The sequence below is a fragment of the Knoellia remsis genome, from assembly GCF_003002895.1.
GTDB classification, from domain to species: domain Bacteria; phylum Actinomycetota; class Actinomycetes; order Actinomycetales; family Dermatophilaceae; genus Knoellia; species Knoellia remsis.
The window spans coordinates 70,851-95,091 of sequence record NZ_PVTI01000009.1; the positions used below are offsets into that span (position 1 = coordinate 70,851).

A 24,241-nucleotide genomic window follows, 5' to 3' on the forward strand; every position below is an offset into this window, starting at 1 on the left:
GCGACGAGACGCTCACTCCGCGTGGACGCCCGGCGCGTACTTCGGCACCCGGAAGCTCACCTTCGTCCCGGCGCCGACCGCCGTCTCGACGACGAGACCGAACTCGTCGCCGTAGACCTGCCGCAGCCGCGCGTCGACGTTGCCGAGCCCGACCGAGTCCGCCCGCGACACCCCGTCGAGCACCTGCTGCACGGCCTCGGGCGAGGTGCCCACTCCGTCGTCGTCGACGGTGATCTCGGCCTCCGATCCCTGGTCGGACGCCGTGATCGTCACGTGGCCCACCCCCTCCTTCGCGGCGAGCCCGTGACGGACGGCGTTCTCGACGAGCGGCTGCACGGCGAGGTAGGGGATGCGCACGGGCAGCACCTCGGGCGCGATGAGCAGCGACACCTGCAACCGATCCCCGAACCGCGCCTGCTCGAGCACGAGGTAGCGCTCGACGTTGCGCAGCTCCTCGGCGAGGGTCGTGAACGGCCCGCCCTGGCGCAAGGCATAGCGCGTGAAGTCGGCGAACTCGAGCAGCAGCTCGCGTGCCCGTGGCGGGTCGGTCCGCACGAAGGACGCGATCGCGCCGAGAGAGTTGTAGATGAAGTGCGGGCTGATCTGGGCCCGCAGCGCGCGCAGCTCGGCCTCCATCGCGCGGGTGCGGGCGCGTCCCAGCTCGGCGACGTCGAGCTCCGCCGAGACCCAGCGCGCCAGCTCGCCGGTGGCGCGCGCGAGTCCCGCGGAGGCTGCCGGTGCGTATGCCGTGAGGGTCCCGACGACGCGTTCGTCCGCCACGAGCGGGGCGGTCACCGCAGCCCGGATGGGGCAGTCGGGGTCGCTGCAGGTGACGACGTCGGAGCCGAGGACGGTGGGGGCGCCGGAGGTTCGCGTGGCCGACGCGTGGTCGTGGGCGTCCTTGCCGTGGTGGTCGCCGCCGGGGCCGGTCCAGGAGAGAAGGCCGGACGTGTCGCAGATGGCAACCGACGAGGCGCCGAGGATCGTCAGGAGGTGTCGACCCGCGCGGTCCGCGGCGTCGGGGGTCAGCCCGTCGGCGAGGTGGCGCGAGGCGAGGGAGGCGGTGTGCAGGGTCGAGTAGGTGACCCGGTCGACGGTCGAGAGGAACCCGCGCCGGCGACCTCGTCCCGCGACCCAGATCCCCAGGCCGAGCAGCAGCATCGCACCGGCCACCACGATCGCGGTGGGGACATGGAACGACGCCGTCATGGCGCAAGGCTAGAAGGCCAGGTGGCGCAGACGAGCCGTCGGCCGGAACCAGGGCGGAGATTGCGCGCGCTGGCGCGGTTCTTTCTGCGTCAGCGCGCGCAATCTGCGGCGGCCCGGGCGGCGAGCACCCGGAGCCGAGCGCCGAGGGCCGTCGCCCATGCCTGCAGGTGCGGCACGGGCCACACGATCGCGGACGAGGTGACCGGACGGCATACGCTCGCGGGCATGACGGAGTTCGACGACGCCCTGACGATCACGAACGGCCGAGCGGAGCTCGGTGAGGGGTGGATCGTCGGCCAGGCCGTCAACGGCGGCGTCCTCATGGCGCTCGCGACCCGGGCCGCCACCGAGGCGCTCGCCGCCCACGACCCGGCCCCCGCCCACATCGACCCGGTCGCCTTCACGACGACCTTCCTCACCGCCGCGCAGCCCGGGCCCGCCGAGGTCACGGCCGAGGTCCTGCGCGCCGGCCGCTCCTTCTCCACGGTGGCCGTCACGATCGGCCAGACGGGGCGCACCTGCCTCACCCACACGACGACGTTCGGGGACCTCGACGCCCAGTCCGAGCCGGTCCACCGGGCTGCTGAGCCGCCATCGATGCCTGACCCCGAGGACTGCATCCGCGCCGAGCGCAAGGGATTCGGCGCCCCGATCACGCTCCTCGACCGCCTCGACCTGCGGATCGACCCGGCCACCGCGGGGTGGGCCGAGGGGCGCCCGGCCCGCGACGGTGAGCTGCGAGCGTGGGTGCGCTTCGCCGACGGTCGCGAACCCGACACCGCGTCTCTGCCGTTCTTCCTCGACGCGCTGCCTCCGGTCAGCGTCACCCTCGGTGCCGAGGGCTGGGCGCCGACGCTGTCCTTCTCAGGCCACGTCCGCGGCCGCCCCGCGCCGGGCTGGCTGCGCATCCGCCTCACGACCTCGAACGTCATCGGCGGACTCTTCGAGGAGGACGCGACGATCTGGGATTCGCGCGACCGGGTCGTGGCCCAGTCCCGTCAGCTCGCCGGCGTCCGTATGCCGGCCGCTCCCGGCGCGTCGTCGACCGCTCCCAGGGCTGGTATGCCGGCCGCTCCCGGCGCGTCGTCGGCTCGCCCAAGTGACCCCAGCCAGCCCGACGGAAACGCCTGAACCCCCGTGTCCCCCAACGACATTCGCTCTTCCGTCGCCGCCTTGGCCGCCCTGCCGGGCGTGCCCGAGTCCATCGACAAGGCTCGCGAAGTCTGCACTCAGCTCCGCTGGCACAACGCCCTGCGCCGCCGCATCCCCGAGGCCGCGGCCGAGTCCCGGGTCCGCGGTGCCCGCGCGAGCAGCGAGCTCGACGGGGCTCGGCTCTCCGTCGAGATCGTCCGCGACCTCATGCGCGGCGCGGTCACCTGGCACGACGAGCTCGACCCCGTCGAGCAGGTCGCCAAGGGCGCCGTCGCCGCCACCGCCGAGACCGAGCGCCTCACGCCCGTCGTCCTCTCCGCCCCGATGCAGGCCCTTGCTCGCCTGCACACCGCTGCGGCCGCCGACCTCGTCCCGGCCGACGAGCTGGGCCGGCCGCGTCGCGACGGCGAGGACAGCCGCGAGTTCGTCGAGCTCGGTGACGCCCCACCGGCCGCCGAGGCCCGCGAGCGGCTGCGCGCCGTCGTTGACCTGCTCACCGCGACGCCGAGCGCGAACCTGCCCGTCCTCGTCGTCGCCGGCCTCGCCCACGCCGAGATCGTCGCCGCGCGTCCCTTCACCCGCGGCAACGGCGTCGTCGCCCGCGCCCTCGAACGCGCCGTCATCGCCGCCGGCGGCCTCGACCCGACGGGTGTCGCTGTCCCGGAGGTCGGGCACGGCACCGGCGGCGGGCCGGCATACCTCGGCGCGCTCACGGCATACACACGCGGTGACGCCGCAGGCGTCGGGCTCTGGCTCACGCACTGTGGGGACGCGGTCGCGGCCGGTGCGCAGGAGGGTGAACGGATCGCCGACGCGGTCCTCGCCGGACGCCTCACCTGACCCCTTGTCAGCGGCGCCGGACAGGAGTAGACCTGACAGGACAGCACGACCCGCGAGAGGCAACGGGTACCCACGCGCAGGCAGTCCACTGATGGACCGGTCCGTTCGGGCTCGACCCGATACGACGGCAAGAGACGTGCACGCCTGGTCGCCCCGAGCGCTCGCGGCAGGTGGCGCCTCCGGCAGGGCCGGGGGCGCCATCGTCATGGCTGGGGGTGGCGCATAGGACAAGCGGGCTGACAACTTCGGTTGATTTTCCGAGATCGTCTTGCAAGGTGCGAACCGATGGTGAACGATGGGTACATCGCTCCCCTTCGGGGTTGAGCGAAGGGTGGCCCGGCTTCTCCCCCCCGGAGCTCGGTCCACTCGACGGCCCCGGTCCTCCCCCCCGACCGGGGCCGTCGCCTATGTACGGGGCGTTCCGCACGCGCGTTGTCCACAGGCGACGTATGCCGTCCGCGTCGTCCACAGGGCGACCTGCGTGAGGTGGCGGCAGGGCCCGTGCGCCCGGCAGGTTCGTGGCATGACCTCGTCGAAGACTCCTGTCGTGATCGTGCACGGCGCCAGCGGTGGGCTGGGCGCCTCGACCTGGGCAGCGGCCGTGGCGCGGCGACTGTCGGTCCACCTGGGTGAGTGCGTCCTCGTCGACGCCCACGTCGGTGGGGGTGGTCTCGACATGACGTGCGGGACCGAGCACGTGCCCGGGCTGCGCTGGCCCGACCTGGCCCGGCTGCGGGGAACCACGTCAGCGGAGCGGCTCGTGGCGGCGCTGCCCCGCGGGGAGGTCCCTCTGCTGTCGGCCTCGGGCACGGGGCCGCAGGTCGCGGAGTCGGTGGTGCGCGATGTGCTGGGGTCGCTGGCCGGCGCGGTCCCCGTCGTGGTCGACGCGGTGCCGGGGACGCCTCTGGCGGAGTGGATGCTGCAGCAGCTGGACCCGGCTGCGGTCCACGTCGTGGCCGGGTTGCGTGCCCGCCAGCTCGCGGATGCGCAGGCGGTCACGGCTGGCCTCGTCGGTGCCGGCGTCGGGCTCGTGACCCGGGGGGCGCGGGGGCTCACCGAAGACCTGCTCGATGTCGTCGCGGACATCGCTCCGCACCTCGCGCACCTGCGCGACGACTCCAGGGTCGTCCGTGACGGCGAGCGCGGGGAGTGGCCGGGGCTGCGAGGACCGTTGCGGGACACCGCGGACGGTGTCGTCGTCGACCTCGTGGAGTGGCTCGACGGGAGGGCTGCGTGAGCGCGAGCATCGACGACTTCATCCGCGCCGGAACCCCACCGGACGCGTCGGTGATCGCCGGCCTCACGGCCGACGTCGTCGAGCTTGGTTCGGTCGGTGCCGCCGCGGAGGGCGAGCGCCTGCGGTCGGCGGTGCTGGGGTTCGGGCCGCTCGAGGGACTCCTGGGGGAGCCGTCGGTCACCGATGTCGTCGTCAACGGGGACGGTGCGGTCTGGGTGGACCGAGGTGACGGGATGCAGCGGGCCGACCTCGTACTCGAGGCTCCGGCGGCTCGGGCACTCGCGACCCGGCTCGCGGGCCTGGCCCGGCGCCGTCTCGACGACGCCCAGCCGTGGGTCGACGGAGTCCTGCCCGGAGGCGTCCGACTGCACGCGATCCTGCCGCCGCTCGCGGAGGGTGGCACGCATCTGAGCCTGCGGGTCCCCCGGCACCAGCCGGCGGGAGTCGAGGGGCTGCTCGCGCTGGGGGCCGTGGATGCCCAGATGGCCCGGACCCTGCGGCTGGTCGTCGATGCTCGATGCTCGTTCCTCGTCGTGGGCGGCACCGGCGCCGGCAAGACCACGATCCTGGGCGCGCTCCTCAGCCAATGTCCGCCGAGCGACCGGATCGTCGTCGTGGAGGACGTCCGCGAGCTCGACCCGGCCCACCCCCATGTCGTCCGGCTCCAAGGGCGCGGGGCGAACGTCGAGGGCGCCGGGTCGGTGACGATGGTCGACCTCGTCCGCCAGGCGTTGCGCATGCGGCCGGACCGGCTTGTCGTCGGTGAGGTCCGCGGCGGCGAGGTGCGCGAGATGCTGGCGGCGCTCAACACCGGCCACGACGGGGGAGCGGCCACGGTGCACGCCAACGGCATGGCCGAGGTCCCGGCCCGGCTCGAGGCGCTGGGCGCGCTGGCCGGGTTGGGTCGAGAGGCGCTGCATGCGCAGCTGCGCGGTGCCGTGCAGGTGGTCATCGAGGTCCGGCGCGTCGGTCCACGACGTGTCGTGAGCGGGCTCGGGGTGACCCGCTGGTCCGAATCCGAGGTGGTCGTCGATCCGGCGCTCGACGTGGATGCGACCACCGGGCGGGTGCGCGTCGGACCGGGCGCGCAGGCGCTCGATCGGCTCCTTGCCGGCCACGGCTGCTCTCGCGGGGTCGGTCACTCCGGGCGCGGTTCTGGCAGTGAGGGCGCGGGCTTTGGCGCCGGGGGCGCTGGCTCTGGCGCAGTCCCGTCCGGACGTCCCGGAGGACACGATGGTTGAGGCACTGGGCGCAGCCTTCGTGCCGCTGCTCCTTCTCGTGATCAGCGTCCTGCTGTGGCCCTGGCCGCGCGACCTGACCCCGCGAGTGGGCGCAGCGCCCTCGGAGTGGCGGGCGCGAGTGCGCGAACTGGCTGGCCGAGAGGTGCGGCTGCCCGGTCGGACGGGTTCGACCGGCTCCGGCGACGTGGCCGACTTCGCCGAGCTCGCAGCCGTCGGCCTCGACGCCGGTCTTCCGGCCACCTCCGCTGCTCGCCTTGCCTGCGAGGTCTCGGGTTCCGGTGACAGCGCTCGGTGGCGGGAGATCCACAGCGCCGTCACTCGCGCGGAGAGTGGGGTCGGCCCGCTCTCGGCGGAGCTGCGCACGGTGGCGCGGGCCGACAGCGACCTCACCTTCCTGGCGGCGGCATGGCACCTCACCGACCACTTCGGTGTGGCAGCGGCTCCCGCCGCGCGCACTGCAGCCGATGTCCTGCGTCAACGGGCCGCGGCGACGGAGCGACGCACCGTCCTGCTCGCGGGTCCGCGCGCATCCATGTGGTTGCTTACCCTCCTGCCGCTGACCGGCCCTGGCGTCGCGATGGTGCTGGGACTGCCCGTCACCGAGGTCTATGGCGAACCGGTGGCGCTCGGGGCGACCGCGGTCGGGCTCCTGCTCACGGGACTGGGGTGGTGGTGGTCGCGGATGCTGCTCCACCGCGCCGCTCGGGCGGGTGAGGTGCAGTGACGGTCCTCGCAGTCCTCATCTGCATCATCACGGCGGTGGTGCTCTGGCCCTCGCCGGCGGACGTCGCTGCGGTGTCGGCCGGAGGCGGGGACGGACGGCCCGCCGGCCCCGTGCCCGATGCCGACGACCGTGGGACGACCCCGGGCGAGGCTCGCGTGCCTGCCGCCACTGTCGATGAGGCGGCGGACGCTCTCGTCCTGTGTGCCCTGGTGATGCGGGCGGGACTGGGGCCGGTGGAGGCCCTCGAGGCCGTCGCACCGCAGGTCGGTGGTGTCGTCGGGCAGCAGCTCAAGGTGGTCGCCAGCGCACACCGGTGGGGCCAGGACAGCGGTCAAGCGTGGTCCCACGTGGGTCCGTGGTGGCGCCCAGCCGCTGTGGCATGGCAGGCGGCGGAGCGCTCCGGAGCGGCCCCTGCGGGCGTTGTCCTCGCAGCCGCCGAACGACTGCGGCGCAGCGAGGCGCACCGCATCGAAGCTGCCGTCCAACGCGCCGGTGTCCTGCTCGTCCTTCCGCTCGGCACCTGCTTCCTGCCCGGGTTCGCGGGGACGACCGTGGTGCCGATCGTGCTCCACCTGGCTCGGTCCGGGCTCGGTCTCGGCTGACCCCACCTGCGCAGGCACCGGTTGGCCCTGACCCGCGCGGGCACCTGCTTGCCCCAACCCGCGCGGGTGGCAGTTGACCCCAACCTGTGAAGGAGGTGAGTGATTCACCCGAGCCCGCGCACGGCATACAGCGGGGTGTTCTCATAGGGGCATGAACCGGGATGTGCGCAGGGGTGGTGTGCGGCGCCTGCTCCATCGAGCAGGCGCCGTGAGCGTGGTCGCCGCGACGGCGCTGGCCGTCGGCGCCTGCGGCAGCGGCGACGCGGACCCCCGGACGTCGACGAGCCCGACGGCGGTGACGCAGACCGCGCCGGTCACGCGGGGTGCCACTCCGTCCTCGCCGACGGTCGTCGAGCCGATCCGGCTGTCCGTGCCGTCGATCAAGGTGTCGGCCGAGCTGGTGGCCGTCGAGGCCAAGGACAACGTCGTGAGCCCACCGGCCGGCGCCGTGGCCTGGGTCCGTGGCTACGACCGGGTGCTGCCCGGCGAGGTCGGCACGTCCGTCGTGACTGCGCACGTCATCGAGGGCAAGAAGGCCGGGCCGTTCGTCGACCTGCAGGAGCTCGACAAGGGCGACACGGTCAGCGTGACGGACGCGACCGGCGCCAAGGTCGTCTACACCGTCACCGAGACCCGCGTCGCCACGAAGAAGCAGGTCTCCACCGACCCCGGGGTCTGGGGCGAGAACAGGGACACCAAGCGCTTGGCGCTCATCACCTGCGACGACGACGGGGGCTTCCGACCGGACGGGCATCGCGTCTCGAACTTCGTCGCCATCGCCGAGGCCGCCTGAGCCGTCGCTCCCGGGGGCTCGCCTCCATGTGCGCTGGTCAACGGCAGAGCCTGAATCCTCCGGGTCACGAGAACCTAGTTCCACGGGGCCATATTTCTGGCGCCGCGAATGCGGCGCCCTGGGGCTGGGAACGAGCCTCGACTGAGACGTGGAGGTCGCGCCGGTCGCGATGACCACTCCCGCTCGGTCCACACACGAGGGCCACCCACCACGAGCAATCGCGGTCGGCGTGTGCCGGACCGCGAGGAGGAGAGAGATCGTGCCCATCACCATTTCGCGTGCACCTACACCGTCACCGCGACCCGGGTGGCCACGAAGGAGTCGGTGAGCCAGGACTCCAGAGTCTGGGGAGCCAACTCGAGCGTCCGGCGGATCGCCCTCATCACGTGTGACGACGACGGCGGCTACCGGGCCGACGGTCATCGGGTGTCGAACTTCGTCGTCATCGCCGAGGCGCGTTGACCCCGAACTGAGCACGCCGCGTCGTCCACAGGGGCGCCGGTCGCGCTCCGTCGTCCACAGCCGGCGCGACTCGGGCTGGCGCGGTCCGACGTGACCCGGGTGGACTCTCCACGAAGCAGGGAACGGCCCTGCACCGTTCGAGGAGATCCGCTGTGACACAACGTCTCTCGCGTCGTTGGACGCACCTGAAGGAGTCCGCCGAGGCCGGCATGACGACGGCCGAGTATGCCGTGGGCACGCTTGCCGCGTGCGCGTTCGCCGCCGTGCTCATGGTCGTCGTGAAGTCCGGTCCCGTGAAGTCGGCGCTGGCGAAGGTCATCACCGCCGCCCTCGGGACGGGTGGATGAGCCACAGGCGCCTCCGCGAGGACGGCATGGTCACGGCGGAGATCGCCGTGGCCATGCCGGCCCTCCTCCTCGTCACGACGATCGCCCTCTCGGCGGTCGGGGCGGTGACGGACCAGCTGCGCTGCGTCGACGCGGCCCGCACCGGGGCCCGACTGCTGGCGCGTGGCGAGCCCGTCGAGCGGGTCCGCACCGAGGTTGCCGGGCAGGCTCCCGCTGGCGCGACGGTCCAGGTGCGTGTCATGCCTGACGACGTCACCGTCACGGTGACAGCCGACCCACCCCCGTTGCTCGAGTCACTCGGGATCGGTCTCCGGCCCCGGGGGACCGCCCGCGCAGCGCCTGAGGAGCCCTCGCCGTGAGGCTCGCTCCTCGTGCCAGGGGCGTGCCCGACAGGCGAGAGGCCGGCACTTGCCGAGAGGCCGGCACCTGGCGAGAGGTCGGCACCGTGCCACCCGGCTCCCACCTGGCGGGCGAGCGCGGCTCGGGGACGGTTCTCACCGTTGCCTGCGCGGGGCTGGTGCTCGTGCTGACCACTGCCGCGCTCGTCCTGGGTGGGGTGGCCGTCGCGACCCACAGGGCCCGGGCGGCGGCGGACTTCGCAGCCCTCGCCGGCGCCACGGCATTGCAGCAGACAGGAGGGGGCGGCGACGCCTGCCGACGCGCCTCGGAGCTCGCCACGCGCAACGCGGCCCGACTCGACCACTGTGCGGTGGAGCCGGGGGAGACGGTGCGGGTGCGCGTCAGCACGAGTCTGCGCGTGAGCTGGCCCGGCCTGCCGGACAGGGCCACGGCTTCCGCCCGCGCGGGCCCGGCACCTCCCACGATGGACCCGGGACTCCCCGACGACTGAGCGGCACCCTCAACGATGGAGACGACTGAGCGGCGCCCTCAACGACTGGGCTGCAGCCTCAACAATGGAACTGCAGCCTCAACAATGGAGCTGCACCCGGCGCGCGCCGGGTGCAGCTCCGTCGTGGGTGGTGCGGTGACGTCAGAGGCGGCGGTCGCCGGGGTCACGCGGGTCGCCCTGACGCGGGTCCCCCTGGACGCGTCCGTCACCGTAGGCGCCGTCGCCACGGGCGTCGGTGGCGTGCCGACCGCGGGCCGCCTCAGCCTCGGCGACCTCGGCGCGACGGCGCGCCTCCTCGGTCGAGAGCTGCTGCTCCGAGAGTCGCTGGTCGCTCTCTCGCCGCAGGGTCGCGTTCTCCTCGTCGGCGCGGCGGCGCTCCTCAGCGAGCTGACGCTCACGCTGGGCGAACTGCTCCTGCATCCGGCGCTCGTTGTCGAGGCGCTCCTGCTCTGCGCGTGCCGCGGCCTCCTTGGCCTCACGGCGCTGACGCTTGCCCCGCTTGATGCCCGAGCGCATGAGCACCCAGCCGAGCCAGAAGAGGCTGATGACGGCGGCGCCGGTGATGAGTAGCGCCAGCGGCGGAAGGCTGATCGTCCCACCGAGCACGTCGATGTCGACTCCGTCGGTGAGCTGCGAGGTACCTTCGACGAGAAGGATCGCTGCTGCGATGGCGGCCAGTACGAGGATGAGTCCGAGGATGATCACCCTTCCGAGGCTAGCGTCAGATGGGCCCCGGCGCGTGGTTGCGCCACCGGCGTTTCCGTCCCATATCCGCAGGTGAGGGGGCTCTCAGGCCGGTCGAGACATGAGCACCAGGTCGAGCAGGCGCACTGCTGCAGCCTTGTCGAGCGGCTCGTTGCCGTTGCCGCACTTGGGCGACTGCACGCACGACGGGCAACCGCGCTCGCACGCGCAGCGCGCCACGGCGTCCCGGGTCGCCTCGACCCACTCGGCGAAGGAGGCGTGCCCGCGCTCGGCGAAGCCGGCCCCGCCGGGATAGCCGTCGTAGACCATGATCGTCGGCTTGCCCGTGTCTGGGTGCAGGTCAGTCGAGACGCCACCGACGTCCCAGCGGTCCGAGGTCGCGACGAGGGGGAGCAGCCCGATGGCCGCGTGCTCGGCCGCATGCGCCGCTCCCGGCACCTGTGCCTCCTCGATGCCGGCCTCCTCGAGCAGGTCGAGCGGCATCGTCCACCACACTCCGCGCGTCACGAGCGCCCGCTCCGGCAGGTCGAGCGGGTGCGTCCCGATGACCTCACCCGAGGGCAGGCGCCGGAGGAACGACGTCACCTGCGTCGTCACCTTGACCGAGCCGAAGCAGACCTCGATCTCGCCCCACTGCTCGACCCGTTGCGTCCCGAGGATCTGGAAGCTGCTCTGCGACTGCGCGAAGGTCGACCAGCCCGGGTCGCCTCGCACGACGGTGGCGGTCGCCGCGTCGAGGTCGAGGTCGGTGACGACATAGGTGTCGCCCTGGTGCACGTGCACCGCACCGGTGTGTGCCTGCGTGTGGGCGGACGCCTCGTCGATCGTGCCGACGACCCGTCCGCTGCGTCGCTCGACGATCGAGACGGTCGAGTCGGCGCCACGCAGGTTGACGTGGTCGCCGGGTCGGTCCTCGCGCGCCCAGTACCACCCGGTGGGGCGACGCCGGAGGATTCCGCGGGCGACGAGGACGTCGAGCACTCCGCGTGCGGCCGTGCCGAACATCGGCAGGTCCGCCTCGGTCAGGGGCAGCTCGTGGGCCGCCGCCGCGAGGTGCGGCGCCAGCACGTGCGGGTTCGCGGGGTCGACCACGGTCGTCTCGACCGGCGCCCCGAAGATGGCCTCGGGGTGGTCGAGCAGGTAGGTGTCGAGCGGGTCGTCCGCGGCGATGAACACGGCGAGCGACTCCCGCCCGGACCGGCCCGCTCGTCCCGCCTGCTGCCAGAGGTTCGCTCGGCGCCCGGGCCACCCGGCCATGAGTACGGCGTCGAGCCCGCTCACGTCGACGCCGAGCTCGAGTGCGTTCGTCGCCGCCAGCCCGCGGAGGGCGCCCTCACGCAGCGCGCGCTCGAGCTCGCGTCGTTCCTGGGGCAGATAACCGCCTCGGTATGCCGCGACCGCGCCGTCCGCGGACACGTCCGGTCGTGCGTCGGTCGGGTCGTCGACCGCACCGACGTGCGCGAGCCGGCGGCGAGCGCCCGACGCGAGCGCCTCGACACCGGCCCTGCTGCGGGCGAACGCCAGGGTCTGCACGTCTGCCGCGACGAGGTCGGCGAGCAGCTCGGCAGCCTCCGTCGTGGCCGACCGCCGCGCGTCGTCGACCACCGGCGGCTCCCACAACGCGAAGGTCATGGCCTCGCGAGGCGAGCCGTCCTCCTCGACGGGCGCGACCGGCATACCGACGAGGCGGGAAGCGTGGGCGCCCGGGTGACTGACCGTCGCGGAGGCGAGGACGAACGTCGGCTCGGAGCGGTAGCGCGCGCACACCCGCCGCAGTCGCCGCAGCACCGACGCGACGTGCGCGCCGAAGACACCGCGATAGATGTGGCACTCGTCGATGACGACATAACGCAGCGACCGCAGGAACGACGCCCAGTGCTGGTGCCCGGGCAACAAGGAGTGGTGCAGCAGGTCCGGGTTGGTGAGGACGACCTGGGCGTGGTCGCGGATCCAGCGGCGCTCGTCGGTCGGGGTGTCGCCGTCGTAGGTCGCGGCGCGCACCCCGGGCAGGACGAGGTCCTCGATGCGGGCGAGCTGGTCTGCGGCAAGTGCCTTGGTCGGGGAGATGTAGAGGACGGTGGCGCCGCGACCGTTCGGCGCGTCGAGGCCGTCGATCACCGCGGACAGGGACGGGACGAGGTAGCCCAGGCTCTTGCCCGACGCCGTCCCCGTCGACAGCACGACGTGCTCGCCGGCGTGGGCGAGGTCCATCGCCGCACGCTGGTGCGACCAGGGTCGCTCGATCCCGCTGCCGACGAGGCTCCCAAGCAACGGCGGGGCCACCCAGTCCGGCCACTGCGCCACCTGCGCTGACCGGGCCGGGATGCGCTCGACGTGCCGCATCCGGGCTCCCCGCTCACCGGCCATGAGGGCAGCGAGCAGCTCGCTCGGCTCGGCAGATGACGACACGCGGGTTACGGTAATCCGGTGCTCTGACAGCCGCTGGCCCCACGGGGGTGCGGGGACGGGGCGCACTGGGAGGGGCCGGACCGGCCAGTCAACCGAGCAAGGAGCCAGCGTGAAGCTGAGCGTGACCACCACCGAGCGCGACGACGTCGTCGTGGTCAAGGTGGCCGGAGAGGTCGACGTCTACACGGCCCCGCAGCTGCGGTCGGCTCTCGAGGAGCAGATCGCGGCCGGTCGCACCAAGATCGTCGTCGACCTGGGCGGCGTCGGGTTCCTCGACTCGACCGGCCTCGGTGTGCTCGTGGGCCGGCTCAAGGTGCTGCGCCGCCTCGACGGCTGGCTCGGCGTCGTCTGCACGGACGAGCGCATCCTGCGGCTGTTCTCCATCACCGGTCTCGACCAGGTCCTCCCGGTGCACGACACCGTCAAGGCTGCCGTGGCCGCGTCCGGCGACGGGCTGCCCGAGCCCGACGCCGCGGCGATCCGGGCCGTGCGCAGCCCGACCGGCACCCTCTGACGCTGCGCGCTCGCCGCACGGACGGCATACGCACGCGCGGAGCGTGAGCCGCACGGACGGCATACGCACGCGCGGAGCGCGAGCCGCACGGACGGCATACGGGACCGCGGTGACGCCACGGCCACAGGGATTCGTGAGGGCAGTCACATGCCCTCACGTTGGTTGTGACCTGAGTCACCGGGTAGGGTCCGTTGCGCGTCCGCCCGCGGTGCTTGCTGCGGGCTGAGGCCGTCGAGCGGCGGCCGAGCAGGGGCGCATTCACCCGTCAAGGAGGATGGAATGGCTGCACTCGCGCTCGCACCCGCCGAGGCGAGTTCCACGCTGGACCTCACCGGATCGAACGTCACCCTCGTCATCGCCGTCGCGGTCATCGCCGTGATCGCGCTCGTCATGGGGTTCGTCTTCCGGCAGCAGGTCCTGCGTGCGGACACCGGCACCGACAACATGCGCACGATCGGTGCGGCTGTCGAGGAAGGCGCGGCGGCCTACCTGAACCGCCAGTTCAAGACGCTCGGCATCTTCGTCGTGCTCGTCTTCGGGCTGCTGTTGCTGCTGCCGGCTCCCGACTGGGGCGTCAAGCTCGGTCGCTCGGGCTTCTTCGTCGTCGGTGCGCTGTTCTCCGCGGCGATCGGCTACCTCGGCATGAAGCTCGCCACCAAGGCGAACGTGCGCGTGGCCGCCGCGGCTCGCGAGGGTGACCGTGACCGGGGTATGCGGATCGCGTTCCGCACCGGTGGCACCGTCGGGATGGCGACCGTGGGCCTCGGGCTCCTGGGTGCCTCCGTCGTGGTGCTCCTCTACAAGGGTGACGCGCCCAAGGTGCTCGAGGGCTTCGGCTTCGGCGCGGCCCTGCTCGCGATGTTCATGCGCGTCGGCGGCGGCATCTTCACCAAGGCGGCCGACGTCGGCGCCGACCTCGTCGGCAAGGTCGAGGCCGGCATCCCCGAGGACGACCCGCGCAACGCCGCGACCATCGCCGACAACGTCGGTGACAACGTCGGCGACTGCGCCGGTATGGCGGCCGACCTGTTCGAGTCGTATGCCGTGATGCTCGTCGCCGCGCTCATCCTCGGTTCCGCTGCGTTCGGCGAGTACGGCCTCGTCTTCCCGCTGCTCGTGCCGGCCATCGGTGCGGTCACCGCGCTCATCGGCGTGTTCATCACGCGCGTGAAGCCGGGTGAGAACGCCCTGTCGGCGATCAACCGTGGCTTCTACATCTCGGCGGCGATCGCGGCGGTGCTGTCGGCCGCGGCGGCGTGGTTCTACCTGCCCGACACCTTCGCCGGGCTCGAGTCGCGCGACGAGGCGACGGCGGCGCTCCAGGGCAACCCGCGCATCACGGCGATCCTCGCGGTCATCGTCGGCATCGTCCTCGCCGCGATCATCCTCTGGCTCACCGGCTACTTCACCGGCACCGACAAGCGGCCGACGCGTGACGTCGCGCGGACCTCGCTCACCGGCGCCGCGACCGTCGTGCTCTCGGGCATCGGCGTCGGCCTCGAGTCGGCGGTCTACACCGCGGCGATCATCGGTGGCGCGGTCTACCTGGCGTTCCTGCTCGGTGGCGGCTCGGTCATCCTGTCGCTCTTCCTCATCGCGCTCGCGGGCTGTGGCCTGCTCACGACGGTCGGCGTCATCGTCGCCATGGACACCTTCGGCCCGGTCTCCGACAACGCGCAGGGCATCGCCGAGATGTCCGGCGACGTCGACGGCGAGGGCGCGCAGATCCTCACCGACCTCGACGCCGTCGGCAACACGACGAAGGCCATCACCAAGGGCATCGCCATCGCGACCGCGGTGCTCGCGGCCACAGCGCTCTTCGGGTCCTACACCGACGCCTGGCAGTCGGCGCTCAACGAGATCGACCCGACCCAGCTGTCGCAGGCGCAGATCGACGCTGCGAACGAGGTCATCCGCGAGGCGCAGGGTGTCGTGACGAACCCGTCGACGCTCGTCGGCCTCATCCTCGGTGCGGCCGTGGTGTTCCTCTTCTCCGGCCTGGCGATCAACGCGGTGACGCGTGCGGCCGGCGCCATCGTCTTCGAGGTGCGGCGCCAGTTCCGCGAGATCCCCGGGATCATGGAGGGCACGACCAAGCCGGAGTACGGCAAGGTCGTCGACATCTGCACCCGCGACTCGCTGCGTGAGCTCGCGACGCCGGGCCTGCTCGCGGCGCTCACGCCGATCATCGTCGGCTTCGGTCTGGGTATCGGTGCTCTCGCCGGCTTCCTCGCCGGAGCCATCGGCACCGGCGCGCTCATGGCCGTCTTCCTCGCCAACTCGGGCGGTGCCTGGGACAACGCGAAGAAGATCGTCGAGGACGGCACCCACGGCGGCAAGGGCACCGAGGCCCACGCCGCGACCGTCATCGGCGACACCGTCGGCGACCCGTTCAAGGACACCGCCGGCCCGGCGATCAACCCGCTCATCAAGGTGATGAACCTCGTGTCGGTGCTCATCGCCCCGGCCATCGTCGGCCTGACGATCGGTGCAGATGCGAGTGCCCCGATCCGCTACGGCATCGCCGGTGTCGCGTTCGTCATCGTCGTGACCGCAGTCGCGATCTCGAAGCGTCGCGACCTCGCCATCGGCGGCGACGACGACGGCACCGTCGCCGGTGAGCTCGACGCCTCCGCGCCCGACTCCGGCGCGGTCACCGAGCCCGGTGAGCGCGTCGACGAGATCGTCGAGGTGGACGACGTCGCGCTGCGCGATGGTGACGTCGAGGTGCGTGAGACCGAGGTGCGCGAGACCGAGGTGCCCACGCAGCGCTAGGCGCGCGGACCACGTCCGGCGCGCGGACGGCATACGCCCCGCTGCCGCTCAAGCGCGTGGGCGGCATACGCCCACGTGACGGCGGCCGGCCCATCCGAGAGGGTGAGCCGGCCGCCGTTGGCATTTTTTGCGCCGGTCACCATGATCTGCGCCGCTCGGGCCAGCGGCGCAGAAGGTGTTCAGGGGCGCAGCCATGGCAGCGCCGCCCGTCACGATCTGCGCCGGTCGTCAGGAGCTGTGGATATCTCAACTGGCTATCTCGCAGAAACTGTCACGATCTGGCATGACTTCTGACGCGCCCAGCCCCTTCGATCCCAGCCGCTTGCGCCTGGCCTCCGACCTGCGGCGACGCGGCGACGACCCCGTGGCCAAGGACGACAAGGGGCGGCGGTTGTGGACACGCGTGCGCCACGGCGTCGTCATCGCTTCCGCCACGTGGGTCACGCTCAGCCCAGAGCAGCGTCATGCCGCGCTCGTGCATGCCACGGCGTTGCGAATGCTGGGCAGCTCGACGACCGTCTTCTCACACACCTCGGCCGCGGCGGTCTGGGGGCTGCCTCGGGTGACGGCATGGCCGACACATGTGGAGGTGACCAGCACCGCTCGGCGCGTTCGGTCCTCCGGTCGCATCCGCCGCCACGCCCTGCCTCTCACGGGTGTCGACGAGCAAGCTGGACTTCCGGTCACCTCGTTGTCGCGCACGCTCATCGACCTCGGCCGCACCGGCGACCTCGCGGACGCGGTCGCCGCGACGGACTTCGCCCTCCACCACGCGATGTGTACCAGGACCGACCTCATCAACGAGCTGGCGTCGTTGGATCCGGGGGTTCCCGGTCGGGCGCGCGCCCAGTTGAGCGTGGACCTCGCCCACCCGGGCGGCACCTCGGTCGGCGAGTCGTTGTCCCGCGTCCAGATGTTCCGGAGCAACATCCCGAAGCCGCAGCTGCAGGTACGCGTCGAGGACGAGGACGGTCTCGCGGGGATCTGCGACTTCGGGTGGGAGGAGCAGGGGGTTGTCGGGGAGTTCGACGGGCGCAAGAAATACCGCGTTGGGGATGGCGTCGCGAAGGAGGAGGTCGAGCAGGTGCTGTGGCGCGAGAAGCAGCGCGAGGACCGCATCCGGGCACGTGGGCGGCGGGTGGCGCGATGGGTGTGGAGCGACGCCCTGCGGCCGACGCAGATGCTGGCGATTCTGTCGAGACAGGGCGTGCGGCAGGTGGCACGGTCGGACTGGTTCGACGACGAGGTGGCGGCGCGGCATCCACGTCGTCCCGACGCGGCATGAAGGCCGGGGCTTTTCTGCGCCGGTCGTGCCAGCGGCGCAGAAGCTGGTCAGGGGCGCAGCCGTAGCAGCGCCGGTCACCACGATCTGCGCCGCCGGCGCGAAGGGCGCAGAAACACGTCAGCGCCGCGAGTCCGAACGGCGATGGCTCTAGGCTGAGCGACATGCGCTCATCGCTCTTCGACCAGTCCAACCTCGAGGTCCAGTCCGAGCAGACCTTCGCCCTGCAGAACCCGCAGCTGCTGCGCGTCCACCTCGGCGGCGACGTCCTCGCGGTCAAGGGCGCGATGGTCGCCTACCAAGGGCAGATGCGGTTCGACCACGAGAAGGCCGGCAGCGTCGGCAAGCTCTTCAAGAAGGTCGTCACCGGCGAGGACGTGTCCCTCATGCGGGTCTCCGGCGACGGTGAGGTGTTCTTCGCGACCGACGCCGGGTTCGTCCACCTCATCGAGCTCACCGGTGACGGGATCAGCGTCAACGCGCGCAACCTGCTTGCCTTCGACAGCCAGATCGCGTGGGACATCAAGCGCGTCCAAGGCGCCGGCATGATGAGCGGGGGTCTCTTCAACACCACCCTCGAGGGCACGGGCACGGTCGCGATCCACACCGTCGGCCAGCCGGTCATACTCGACTGCTCGCAGCAGCCGACCTACGTCGACGTGCAGGCCTGTGTCGGCTGGTCGCTGGGCCTCGTGCCGCAGGTCGTGTCGAGCATGAACATGAAGTCGATGCTTCGCGGCGGCAGCGGTGAGGCGTTCCAGTACGCGTTCCACGGCCCCGGCTTCGTCATCGTCCAGCCGAGCGAGTGGGTGCCGACGGCCACGTCCGGAGGCGGCGGTGGCGGGGGCATGCTCGGCGGCCTCCTCGACGGCTGAGGCCGGCTCGCCATGAGCAGCGCCACCTCGGGCTCGCCACGGATCGACGACGCGCTGGTCGCGCGGCTGCGTGACGACCTCACGACGAGCGGGTTCACCGTCACCGAGGTGAGCGAGCTCCTCGGCCCATTGGCCGGGGCGGCGCTCGCACGCGAGCAGACGCTGCCCGCGCGGAGGGTCGCGCTCGCGGTGGACTCGCCGGTCGCGACGCTCGTGCGTCTCTTCACCCTCGGCGACCCCGTGGACGTCGCCGAGGTCGAGCGTGCGCTGCCGACCCTGCGGGTCAGCGGAGCGGTCGCCCTGGGTCTCGTCGCGGAGGAGGGTGACGCCGTCGTGGCGCGCGTCGACGTGCGTCCGTATGCCGCGGACGACCGCAGCTGGTGGGTCGCCTCCGACCTCGCGGAGCTCGCGACCGGTCGCCCCGTCCTCGACGACCACGTCCTCGGGGTCGGCGGCGCGTCGACGACGCTGGCGGCGTGGACGGTGCGCAACCCGGTCCGACGGGCGCTGGACATCGGCACCGGCAGTGGGGTGCAGGCGCTCCACCTCGGCGAGCACGCCGAGTCGATCACCGTCACCGACCTCTCCGCGCGGGCGCTGGCGTTCGCCCGGTTCAACGCCCTCCTCAACGAGGTCACGTGGGACGTTCGGCAAGGCTCGATGCTCGATCCCATTGCGGGAGAACGGTTCGACCTCGTCGTGAGCAACCCGCCGTTCGTCATCACGCCGCGCTCCGGCGAGATCCCGCTGTTCGAGTACCGCGACGGCGGCCGGGCCGGCGACGCCGTCGTCGCCGACCTCGTGCGCGGGCTCGGTGAGCACCTCGAACCGGGCGGGGTGGCCCAGCTCCTCGGCAACTGGGAGATCCCGGCGGGGACGACGTGGACCGAGCGGGTCTCCTCATGGCTCGACGGCACCGGCCTCGACGCGTGGGTCGTCCAGCGCGAGGTCCAGGACCCCGCGGAGTATGCCGAGACGTGGGCGCGCGACGGCGGTCACCATCCCGGGACGGCCGACTTCGATGCGATGTATGCCGCGTGGCTCGACGACTTCGCGTCTCGCGACGTCGAGTCGATCGGCTTCGGGATCATCACCCTCCATCGGCCGGCGGTCGAGCGCGAGCCCTTCCTCGACCTCATGGACGTGCGCACTCCCGTCGCGACACCGATGGGGGAGGCGGTGCGGGTGGGGCTCGAGGCGCGGGTCTGGCTCGCCGAGCACTCCGACGACGAGGTGCTCGACCGGGTCTGGAGCGCGCCGCAGGACGTCACCGAGGAGCGCCACACCCGACCCGGCTCGGCCGACCCGTCGGTCATCGTCGCCCGACAGGGAGGCGGTCTCGGACGGGTCATCCCGCTCACGACGGTCACCGCGGCATACCTCTCGGTCGCGGACGGCGAGCTCACGCCGCGGCAGGCGGTCGGAGCGATCGCGGGCATCCTCGACCTCGACGCAGCCGAGGTCGAGCGCGAGGTCGTGACCTTCATCCGCGACGCGGCCAAGGACGGGCTCCTCGTCTGAGCCACGATCGCCCGCACCGCCATCGCCGAGGACGAGTGAGTGGGGGCCAGCGCGCGGTGGTGCGCGGACGGCATACGCGCAGGTCAGGAACCAACTTGTGAGTGAGTGCTCACTCACTCATACTTGTGGGCATGACCCCACGCGCCCCCGCCCTGTCCCCGGAGGAGCGGCGCGCCTCGATCATCGAGGCGACGCTGCCACTGCTGCGTGAGCACGGGCGGGCCGTGAGCACCAGGCAGATCGCCCGAGCCGCCGGCATCGCCGAAGGGACGATCTTCCGGGTCTTCGAGTCCAAGGATGAGCTCATCGACGAGGCGGTCCACGAGGCGTTCGACAACTCGACCCTCATCGCCGAGCTCGACGAGCTCAAGCGGAGCGCGCCCCTCACCGAGCGCCTTGCAGCCGCGGTGGCGATCATGCAGGAGCACCTCAAGGGCGTCTTCGCGCTCATGACCGTGCTGCAGGCCTCCGGTGAGCCGATGCGCAAACACGCCGGGGGTGAGGCGATGCGGCGTCGCAAGGAGGCGACCGCCGAGCTCGACGAGGCCTTCGTGCGGCTCATCGGTGACGACGCGGGCAGTCTCCGGGTGCCGGTGGTGACCTTCATCGGCTACCTGCGGATGCTCACCCTCTCGAGCGTCCACCCGATGCTCGACGGCGACTTCTCCACGCCCGACCAGCTCGTCGACGTCCTGCTCGACGGTGCTCGCGCACGACCCGGAAAGCCTTCTGCCGCAACGGCACCGGCCAGGAAGGCGACCACGAGGTCCGCGGCGCGCGGACGGCATACCGACACGACAGGCGCCAAGCGCGCCACCACGACCACAGGGGGGAAGAAGTAGTGCTGCTCCGCATCATTCGTGAACAGCTGCGTCCCTATCGCGGCTCCATCGCGCTGCTCATCGCGCTCCAGCTCGCCGGCACCATCGCGAGCCTCTACTTGCCGAGCCTCAACGGGCGGATCATCGACCAGGGCGTCGCGCGCGGGGACACCGGCTACATCATGAGCGCCGGCGGGTGGATGCTCGCCGTCTCGCTCATCCAGATCGCCGCCACTGTCGCCGCCACGTACCTCGGGGCACGGGCGGCCGCGTCGCTCGGGCGCGACCTGCGTGGGCGGATCTTCGAGCGCGTCGGTGACTTCTCGGCGCAGGAGCTGTCCCGGTTCGGCGCGCCGACGCTCATCTCGCGCAACACCAACGACGTCACCCAGATCCAGACCCTCGTCTTCATGGGGCTGGCGATGATGGTGTCCGCGCCGATCATGATGGTCGGCGGCATCGTCATGGCGCTGCGCGAGGACGTCGGGCTGTCGTGGCTCGTCGCTGTCGCGGTGCCACTACTCGCGGTCTCGGTCGCTCTCGTCGTGCGCCGGATGCTGCCCCAGTTCCACGTCATGCAGGAGTCGGTCGACTGGGTGAACCGCATTCTGCGAGAACAGATCACGGGCATCCGCGTCGTGCGGGCGTTCGTGCGCGAGGACCACGAGCGCGAGCGGTTCGCCGAGGCCAACACGCAGTACACCGGCACCGCCCTCGCGGTCGGGCGGCTGCAGGCGCTTGTCTTCCCCATCGTCATGCTCATCTTCAACGTCTCGACGGTGGCGGTGCTGTGGTTCGGTGCGCACCGGGTCGAGGACGGGCAGATGCAGATCGGTGCGCTGACGGCCTTCATGGCCTATCTCATGCAGATCCTCATGTCGGTGATGATGGCGACGTTCATGTCGATGATGATCCCGCGCGCGTCGGTGTCGGCCGGACGCATCGCGGAGGTGCTCGACACGGAGTCGAGCGTGCACGCGCCCGTGGCGCCGGTGAGGCTGCCGGAGGGGGCTGCGTCGGTCGAGCTGCGGGGCGTGGAGTTCGCCTATCCGGGTGCGGATGTGCCTGTGCTGCAGGGCATTTCGTTCGCTGCTTCCCCGGGGAGGACCACGGCGATCATCGGGTCGACCGGCGCGGGCAAGTCGACACTGTTGTCACTGATCCCACGTCTCTATGACGTCACGGGGGGATCGGTGCTGCTCGCGGGCGTCGACGTGCGCGACGCGGCTCTCGAGGACGTGTGGTCACGCATCGGGCTGGTGCCGCAGAAGCCGTACCTCTTCACCGGGACCGTCGCGTCGAACCTGCGCTACGGCGATGAGGACGCGACCGACGACGAGCTCTGGGAGGCGCTGCGGATCGCGCAGGCCGAGGACTTCGTGCGCGTCATGCCCGGTGGGCTCGAGGCGCACATCGCCCAGGGCGGCACGAACGTGTCCGGCGGTCAGCGGCAGCGGCTCGCCATCGCGCGGGCGCTCGTGGCCAAGCCGGACGTCTATCTCTTCGATGACAGCTTCTCCGCCCTCGACCTGTCGACCGATGCTCGGCTGCGGGCGGCCCTGGCGCCGGTGACCCGGGACGCCACCGTCATCGTCGTCGCCCAGCGTGTCTCGACGATCGTCGACGCCGACCACATCGTCGTCCTCGAAGACGGCGCCGTCGTCGGGCAGGGCACCCATGACCAGCTGCTCGAGACGTGCCCGACCTATGTCGAGATCGTCGAGAGCCAGAAGAGCGCAGAGGAGGCCAGCGCATGAGCGACCGGATCCTGACGGAGGAGGAGAAGGCGGCCGAGCAGCGCCGCGGCCCCGGTGGCGCCCAGCGGGGCGGCCCTCCGCACCTGCAGATCGGCCGTCCCGGCGAGAAGTCGGCGAACTTCGGCGCCACGGCGCGGCGGCTGTTCGCGCTCCTGCGCCCCGAGCGGGCCAAGCTGTATGCCGTTCTCGCACTTGCGGTGTCGTCCGTGGCACTCAACGCGGTCGGGCCGAAGATCCTGGGGCGGGCGACGGACCTGATCTTCGCCGGTGCCGTGGGGCGTTCGGTGGGAGGACAGGTGCCGGCGGGGACGACGCGCGAGCAGCTCATCGAGGGCCTGCGGTCGCGAGGGCAGGACCAGCTCGCCGACATGGTGAGTGGCATGCCCGACCTCGTGCCGGGTGTGGGGATCGACTTCGGTGCGGTCGGCCGGGTGCTGCTCGTCGTCCTGGCGATCTATGTCGGCGCGAGCCTGCTGTCGTGGGCGATGGGCTGGCTGCTCACCGGTGTCGTCAACCGGACGATCTACGGGCTGCGCCGTAGCGTCGAAGACAAGCTCAACCGTCTGCCGCTGCCGTACTTCGACGCCCAACCGCGTGGCGAGCTCCTGTCGCGCGTCACGAACGACATCGATAACGTCGCGCAGAGCATGCAGCAGACCCTGAGCCAGATGCTCAACTCACTGCTCACGGTGATCGCGATGATCGTGATGATGGTCTACATCTCGCCGCTGCTCGCGCTCATCGCGCTCGTGACGATCCCGGTGACGATGCTCGTCACGGCGGTCATCGGCAAGCGGGCCCAGGGGCACTTCGTCCAACAGTGGAAGTCCACGGGCGAGCTCAACTCGGTCGTCGAGGAAACCTTCACCGGGCACCAGCTCGTCAAGGTCTTCGGCCGGCAGCAGGAGGCCGGCGAGGCCTTCCGCGCCAAGAACGACGACCTCTACTCGGCCGGGTTCGGCGCGCAGTTCATCAGCGGCCTCATCATGCCGATGATGATGTTCATCGGGAACCTCAACTACGTCATCGTCGCCGTCGTCGGCGGACTGCGCGTGGCGAACGGTTCGATGAGCCTCGGTGACGTCCAGGCGTTCATCCAGTACTCGCGACAGTTCACCCAGCCGCTCACCCAGGTCGCGTCCATGGCGAACCTCCTGCAGTCCGGAGTGGCCTCTGCCGAAAGGGTTTTCGAGGTTCTCGATGCCCCGGAGCAGGAGCCCGAGGCGGCCTCGCTGACGGTCCTCCCGGACCCGCGCGGTCGGGTCGAGTTCGAGGATGTCTCGTTCTCCTACGACCCCGAGACGCCGCTCATCGAAGACCTGAACCTCACCGTCGAGCCGGGCCAGATGGTCGCAATCGTCGGACCGACCGGCGCCGGCAAGACGACGCTCGTCAACCTCATCATGCGGTTCTACGAGCTGACCTCCGGCCGCATCACCCTCGACGGCGTCGACATCACCGACCTCACCCGGCACAACCTGCGCGGCGAGATCGGCATGGTCCTCCAGGACACCTGGCTCTTCGGTGGGACGATCCGCGACAACATCGCCTATGGCCGTCCCGGCGCGACGGACGAGGAGGTGGTGGCTGCTGCCAAGGCGACGTACGTCGACCGGTTCGTGCACTCGCTGCCCGACGGCTACGACACCGTTCTCGACGCCGAGGCCGGCAACATCAGCGCCGGCGAGAAGCAGCTCATCACCATCGCCCGGGCATTCGTGTCCGACCCGGCGCTGCTCATCCTCGACGAGGCGACCTCGTCGGTCGACACCCGCACCGAGCTCCTCGTCCAGCAGGCCATGGCCGCACTGCGGCGGGACCGGACGAGTTTCGTCATCGCCCACCGGCTCTCGACGATCCGCGACGCCGACCTCATCCTCGTCATGGAGAACGGCCGGATCGTCGAGCAGGGTTCACACGCCGAGCTCATCGAACGCGGTGGCGCGTTCGCCGAGCTGTATGCCGCCCAGTTCCGTGCCGCTGTCGCCGAACCGGTCGAGTAGCGCGCCTTTCCTTCCGACTTATTGCGCACAGTTCGCCTGCTCGCTGGCGCTCGCACGCGAACTGTGCGCAATAAGTCGCGGAGACCACGACTAGGCGGGGGGACGGCATACGGGCCGGTGCT

At 71.6% G+C, this 24,241-nt stretch carries 22 protein-coding genes; 19 read left to right on the top strand and 3 right to left on the bottom strand.

Annotation, left to right across the window (positions count from 1 at the left end; all coding sequences use genetic code 11):
- Positions 1-12 precede the first annotated feature (12 nt).
- Complete coding sequence (locus tag BCF74_RS07210; protein WP_106297275.1) at positions 13-1,209, bottom strand: sensor histidine kinase; 1,197 nt, start codon at positions 1,207-1,209, stop codon at positions 13-15.
- 225 nt (positions 1,210-1,434) lie between these two features.
- Between BCF74_RS07210 and BCF74_RS07215 the strand changes: the two genes are divergently transcribed.
- From BCF74_RS07215 to BCF74_RS07265, 11 genes are all read left to right on the top strand, one after another.
- A complete protein-coding gene (locus tag BCF74_RS07215; protein WP_106297276.1) occupies positions 1,435-2,340 on the top strand; it encodes a thioesterase family protein in 906 nt (301 codons plus the stop codon).
- 42 nt (positions 2,341-2,382) lie between these two features.
- Positions 2,383-3,201: a Fic family protein gene (locus BCF74_RS07220; protein WP_245889259.1), complete on the top strand. Its 819-nt coding sequence runs from the start codon at positions 2,383-2,385 to the stop codon at positions 3,199-3,201.
- Positions 3,202-3,724: 523 nt separating this feature from the next.
- On the top strand, positions 3,725-4,438 hold the full coding sequence (locus tag BCF74_RS07225) for a CpaE-like family protein (RefSeq protein ID WP_106297278.1): 714 nt from the start codon (positions 3,725-3,727) through the stop codon (positions 4,436-4,438).
- Positions 4,435-5,679 carry a TadA family conjugal transfer-associated ATPase gene (locus BCF74_RS07230; protein WP_218279215.1) on the top strand — a complete coding sequence of 415 codons (1,245 nt, stop codon included), beginning with the start codon at positions 4,435-4,437 and terminating at the stop codon, positions 5,677-5,679. The genes BCF74_RS07225 and BCF74_RS07230 overlap by 4 nt, the downstream gene beginning before the upstream one ends.
- On the top strand, positions 5,672-6,403 hold the full coding sequence (locus tag BCF74_RS07235; protein WP_106297280.1) for a hypothetical protein: 732 nt from the start codon (positions 5,672-5,674) through the stop codon (positions 6,401-6,403). The genes BCF74_RS07230 and BCF74_RS07235 overlap by 8 nt, the downstream gene beginning before the upstream one ends.
- The gene (locus BCF74_RS07240; RefSeq protein ID WP_106297281.1) at positions 6,400-7,005 is read left to right on the top strand and encodes a type II secretion system F family protein; all 606 of its coding nucleotides are present in this window, start codon (positions 6,400-6,402) and stop codon (positions 7,003-7,005) included. Before BCF74_RS07235 ends, BCF74_RS07240 begins: the two co-directional genes overlap by 4 nt.
- A gap of 208 nt (positions 7,006-7,213) precedes the next feature.
- Positions 7,214-7,798: a class F sortase gene (locus tag BCF74_RS07245; RefSeq protein ID WP_170070160.1), complete on the top strand. Its 585-nt coding sequence runs from the start codon at positions 7,214-7,216 to the stop codon at positions 7,796-7,798.
- A gap of 306 nt (positions 7,799-8,104) precedes the next feature.
- A complete protein-coding gene (locus tag BCF74_RS17290) occupies positions 8,105-8,260 on the top strand; it encodes a sortase family protein (RefSeq protein WP_170070161.1) in 156 nt (51 codons plus the stop codon).
- Between the two features lie 152 nt (positions 8,261-8,412).
- A complete protein-coding gene (locus BCF74_RS07255) occupies positions 8,413-8,607 on the top strand; it encodes a DUF4244 domain-containing protein (protein WP_106297284.1) in 195 nt (64 codons plus the stop codon).
- The gene (locus tag BCF74_RS07260) at positions 8,604-8,966 is read left to right on the top strand and encodes a TadE family type IV pilus minor pilin (protein WP_106297285.1); all 363 of its coding nucleotides are present in this window, start codon (positions 8,604-8,606) and stop codon (positions 8,964-8,966) included. The genes BCF74_RS07255 and BCF74_RS07260 overlap by 4 nt, the downstream gene beginning before the upstream one ends.
- A gap of 86 nt (positions 8,967-9,052) precedes the next feature.
- Positions 9,053-9,457: an Rv3654c family TadE-like protein gene (locus BCF74_RS07265; RefSeq protein ID WP_106297286.1), complete on the top strand. Its 405-nt coding sequence runs from the start codon at positions 9,053-9,055 to the stop codon at positions 9,455-9,457.
- A gap of 141 nt (positions 9,458-9,598) precedes the next feature.
- Here BCF74_RS07265 and BCF74_RS07270 read toward each other — a convergent pair whose 3' ends face one another.
- Together BCF74_RS07270 and BCF74_RS07275 are read right to left on the bottom strand one after the other, a co-directional pair.
- Positions 9,599-10,162, bottom strand: coding sequence for a hypothetical protein (locus BCF74_RS07270; protein WP_177426640.1), 564 nt, complete (start codon positions 10,160-10,162; stop codon positions 9,599-9,601).
- 84 nt (positions 10,163-10,246) lie between these two features.
- A complete protein-coding gene (locus BCF74_RS07275) occupies positions 10,247-12,529 on the bottom strand; it encodes a DEAD/DEAH box helicase (protein WP_106297322.1) in 2,283 nt (760 codons plus the stop codon).
- 151 nt (positions 12,530-12,680) lie between these two features.
- On the opposite strand from BCF74_RS07275, the gene BCF74_RS07280 reads away from it, so the two are divergent.
- The 8 genes from BCF74_RS07280 (at position 12,681) to BCF74_RS07315 (ending at position 24,119) form a co-directional block, all read left to right on the top strand.
- Entirely contained in the window at positions 12,681-13,085 is a 405-nt protein-coding gene (locus tag BCF74_RS07280; protein ID WP_106297287.1) for an STAS domain-containing protein, read from the top strand.
- A 279-nt stretch (positions 13,086-13,364) separates the two neighbouring features.
- Entirely contained in the window at positions 13,365-15,860 is a 2,496-nt protein-coding gene (locus BCF74_RS07285; RefSeq protein ID WP_106297288.1) for a sodium-translocating pyrophosphatase, read from the top strand.
- A gap of 283 nt (positions 15,861-16,143) precedes the next feature.
- Positions 16,144-17,145, top strand: coding sequence for an MPN domain-containing protein (locus BCF74_RS07290; protein ID WP_106297289.1), 1,002 nt, complete (start codon positions 16,144-16,146; stop codon positions 17,143-17,145).
- Positions 17,146-17,306: 161 nt separating this feature from the next.
- The gene (locus BCF74_RS07295; RefSeq protein WP_106297290.1) at positions 17,307-18,017 is read left to right on the top strand and encodes an AIM24 family protein; all 711 of its coding nucleotides are present in this window, start codon (positions 17,307-17,309) and stop codon (positions 18,015-18,017) included.
- A 12-nt stretch (positions 18,018-18,029) separates the two neighbouring features.
- On the top strand, positions 18,030-19,538 hold the full coding sequence (locus tag BCF74_RS07300) for a DUF7059 domain-containing protein (protein WP_106297291.1): 1,509 nt from the start codon (positions 18,030-18,032) through the stop codon (positions 19,536-19,538).
- A gap of 131 nt (positions 19,539-19,669) precedes the next feature.
- Positions 19,670-20,380, top strand: a complete 711-nt coding sequence (locus BCF74_RS07305; RefSeq protein ID WP_106297292.1) for a TetR/AcrR family transcriptional regulator — start codon at positions 19,670-19,672, stop codon at positions 20,378-20,380.
- A complete protein-coding gene (locus tag BCF74_RS07310) occupies positions 20,380-22,116 on the top strand; it encodes an ABC transporter ATP-binding protein (RefSeq protein ID WP_106297293.1) in 1,737 nt (578 codons plus the stop codon). The genes BCF74_RS07305 and BCF74_RS07310 overlap by 1 nt, the downstream gene beginning before the upstream one ends.
- Positions 22,113-24,119, top strand: a complete 2,007-nt coding sequence (locus BCF74_RS07315) for an ABC transporter ATP-binding protein (RefSeq protein WP_106297294.1) — start codon at positions 22,113-22,115, stop codon at positions 24,117-24,119. Before BCF74_RS07310 ends, BCF74_RS07315 begins: the two co-directional genes overlap by 4 nt.
- Positions 24,120-24,241 lie beyond the last annotated feature (122 nt).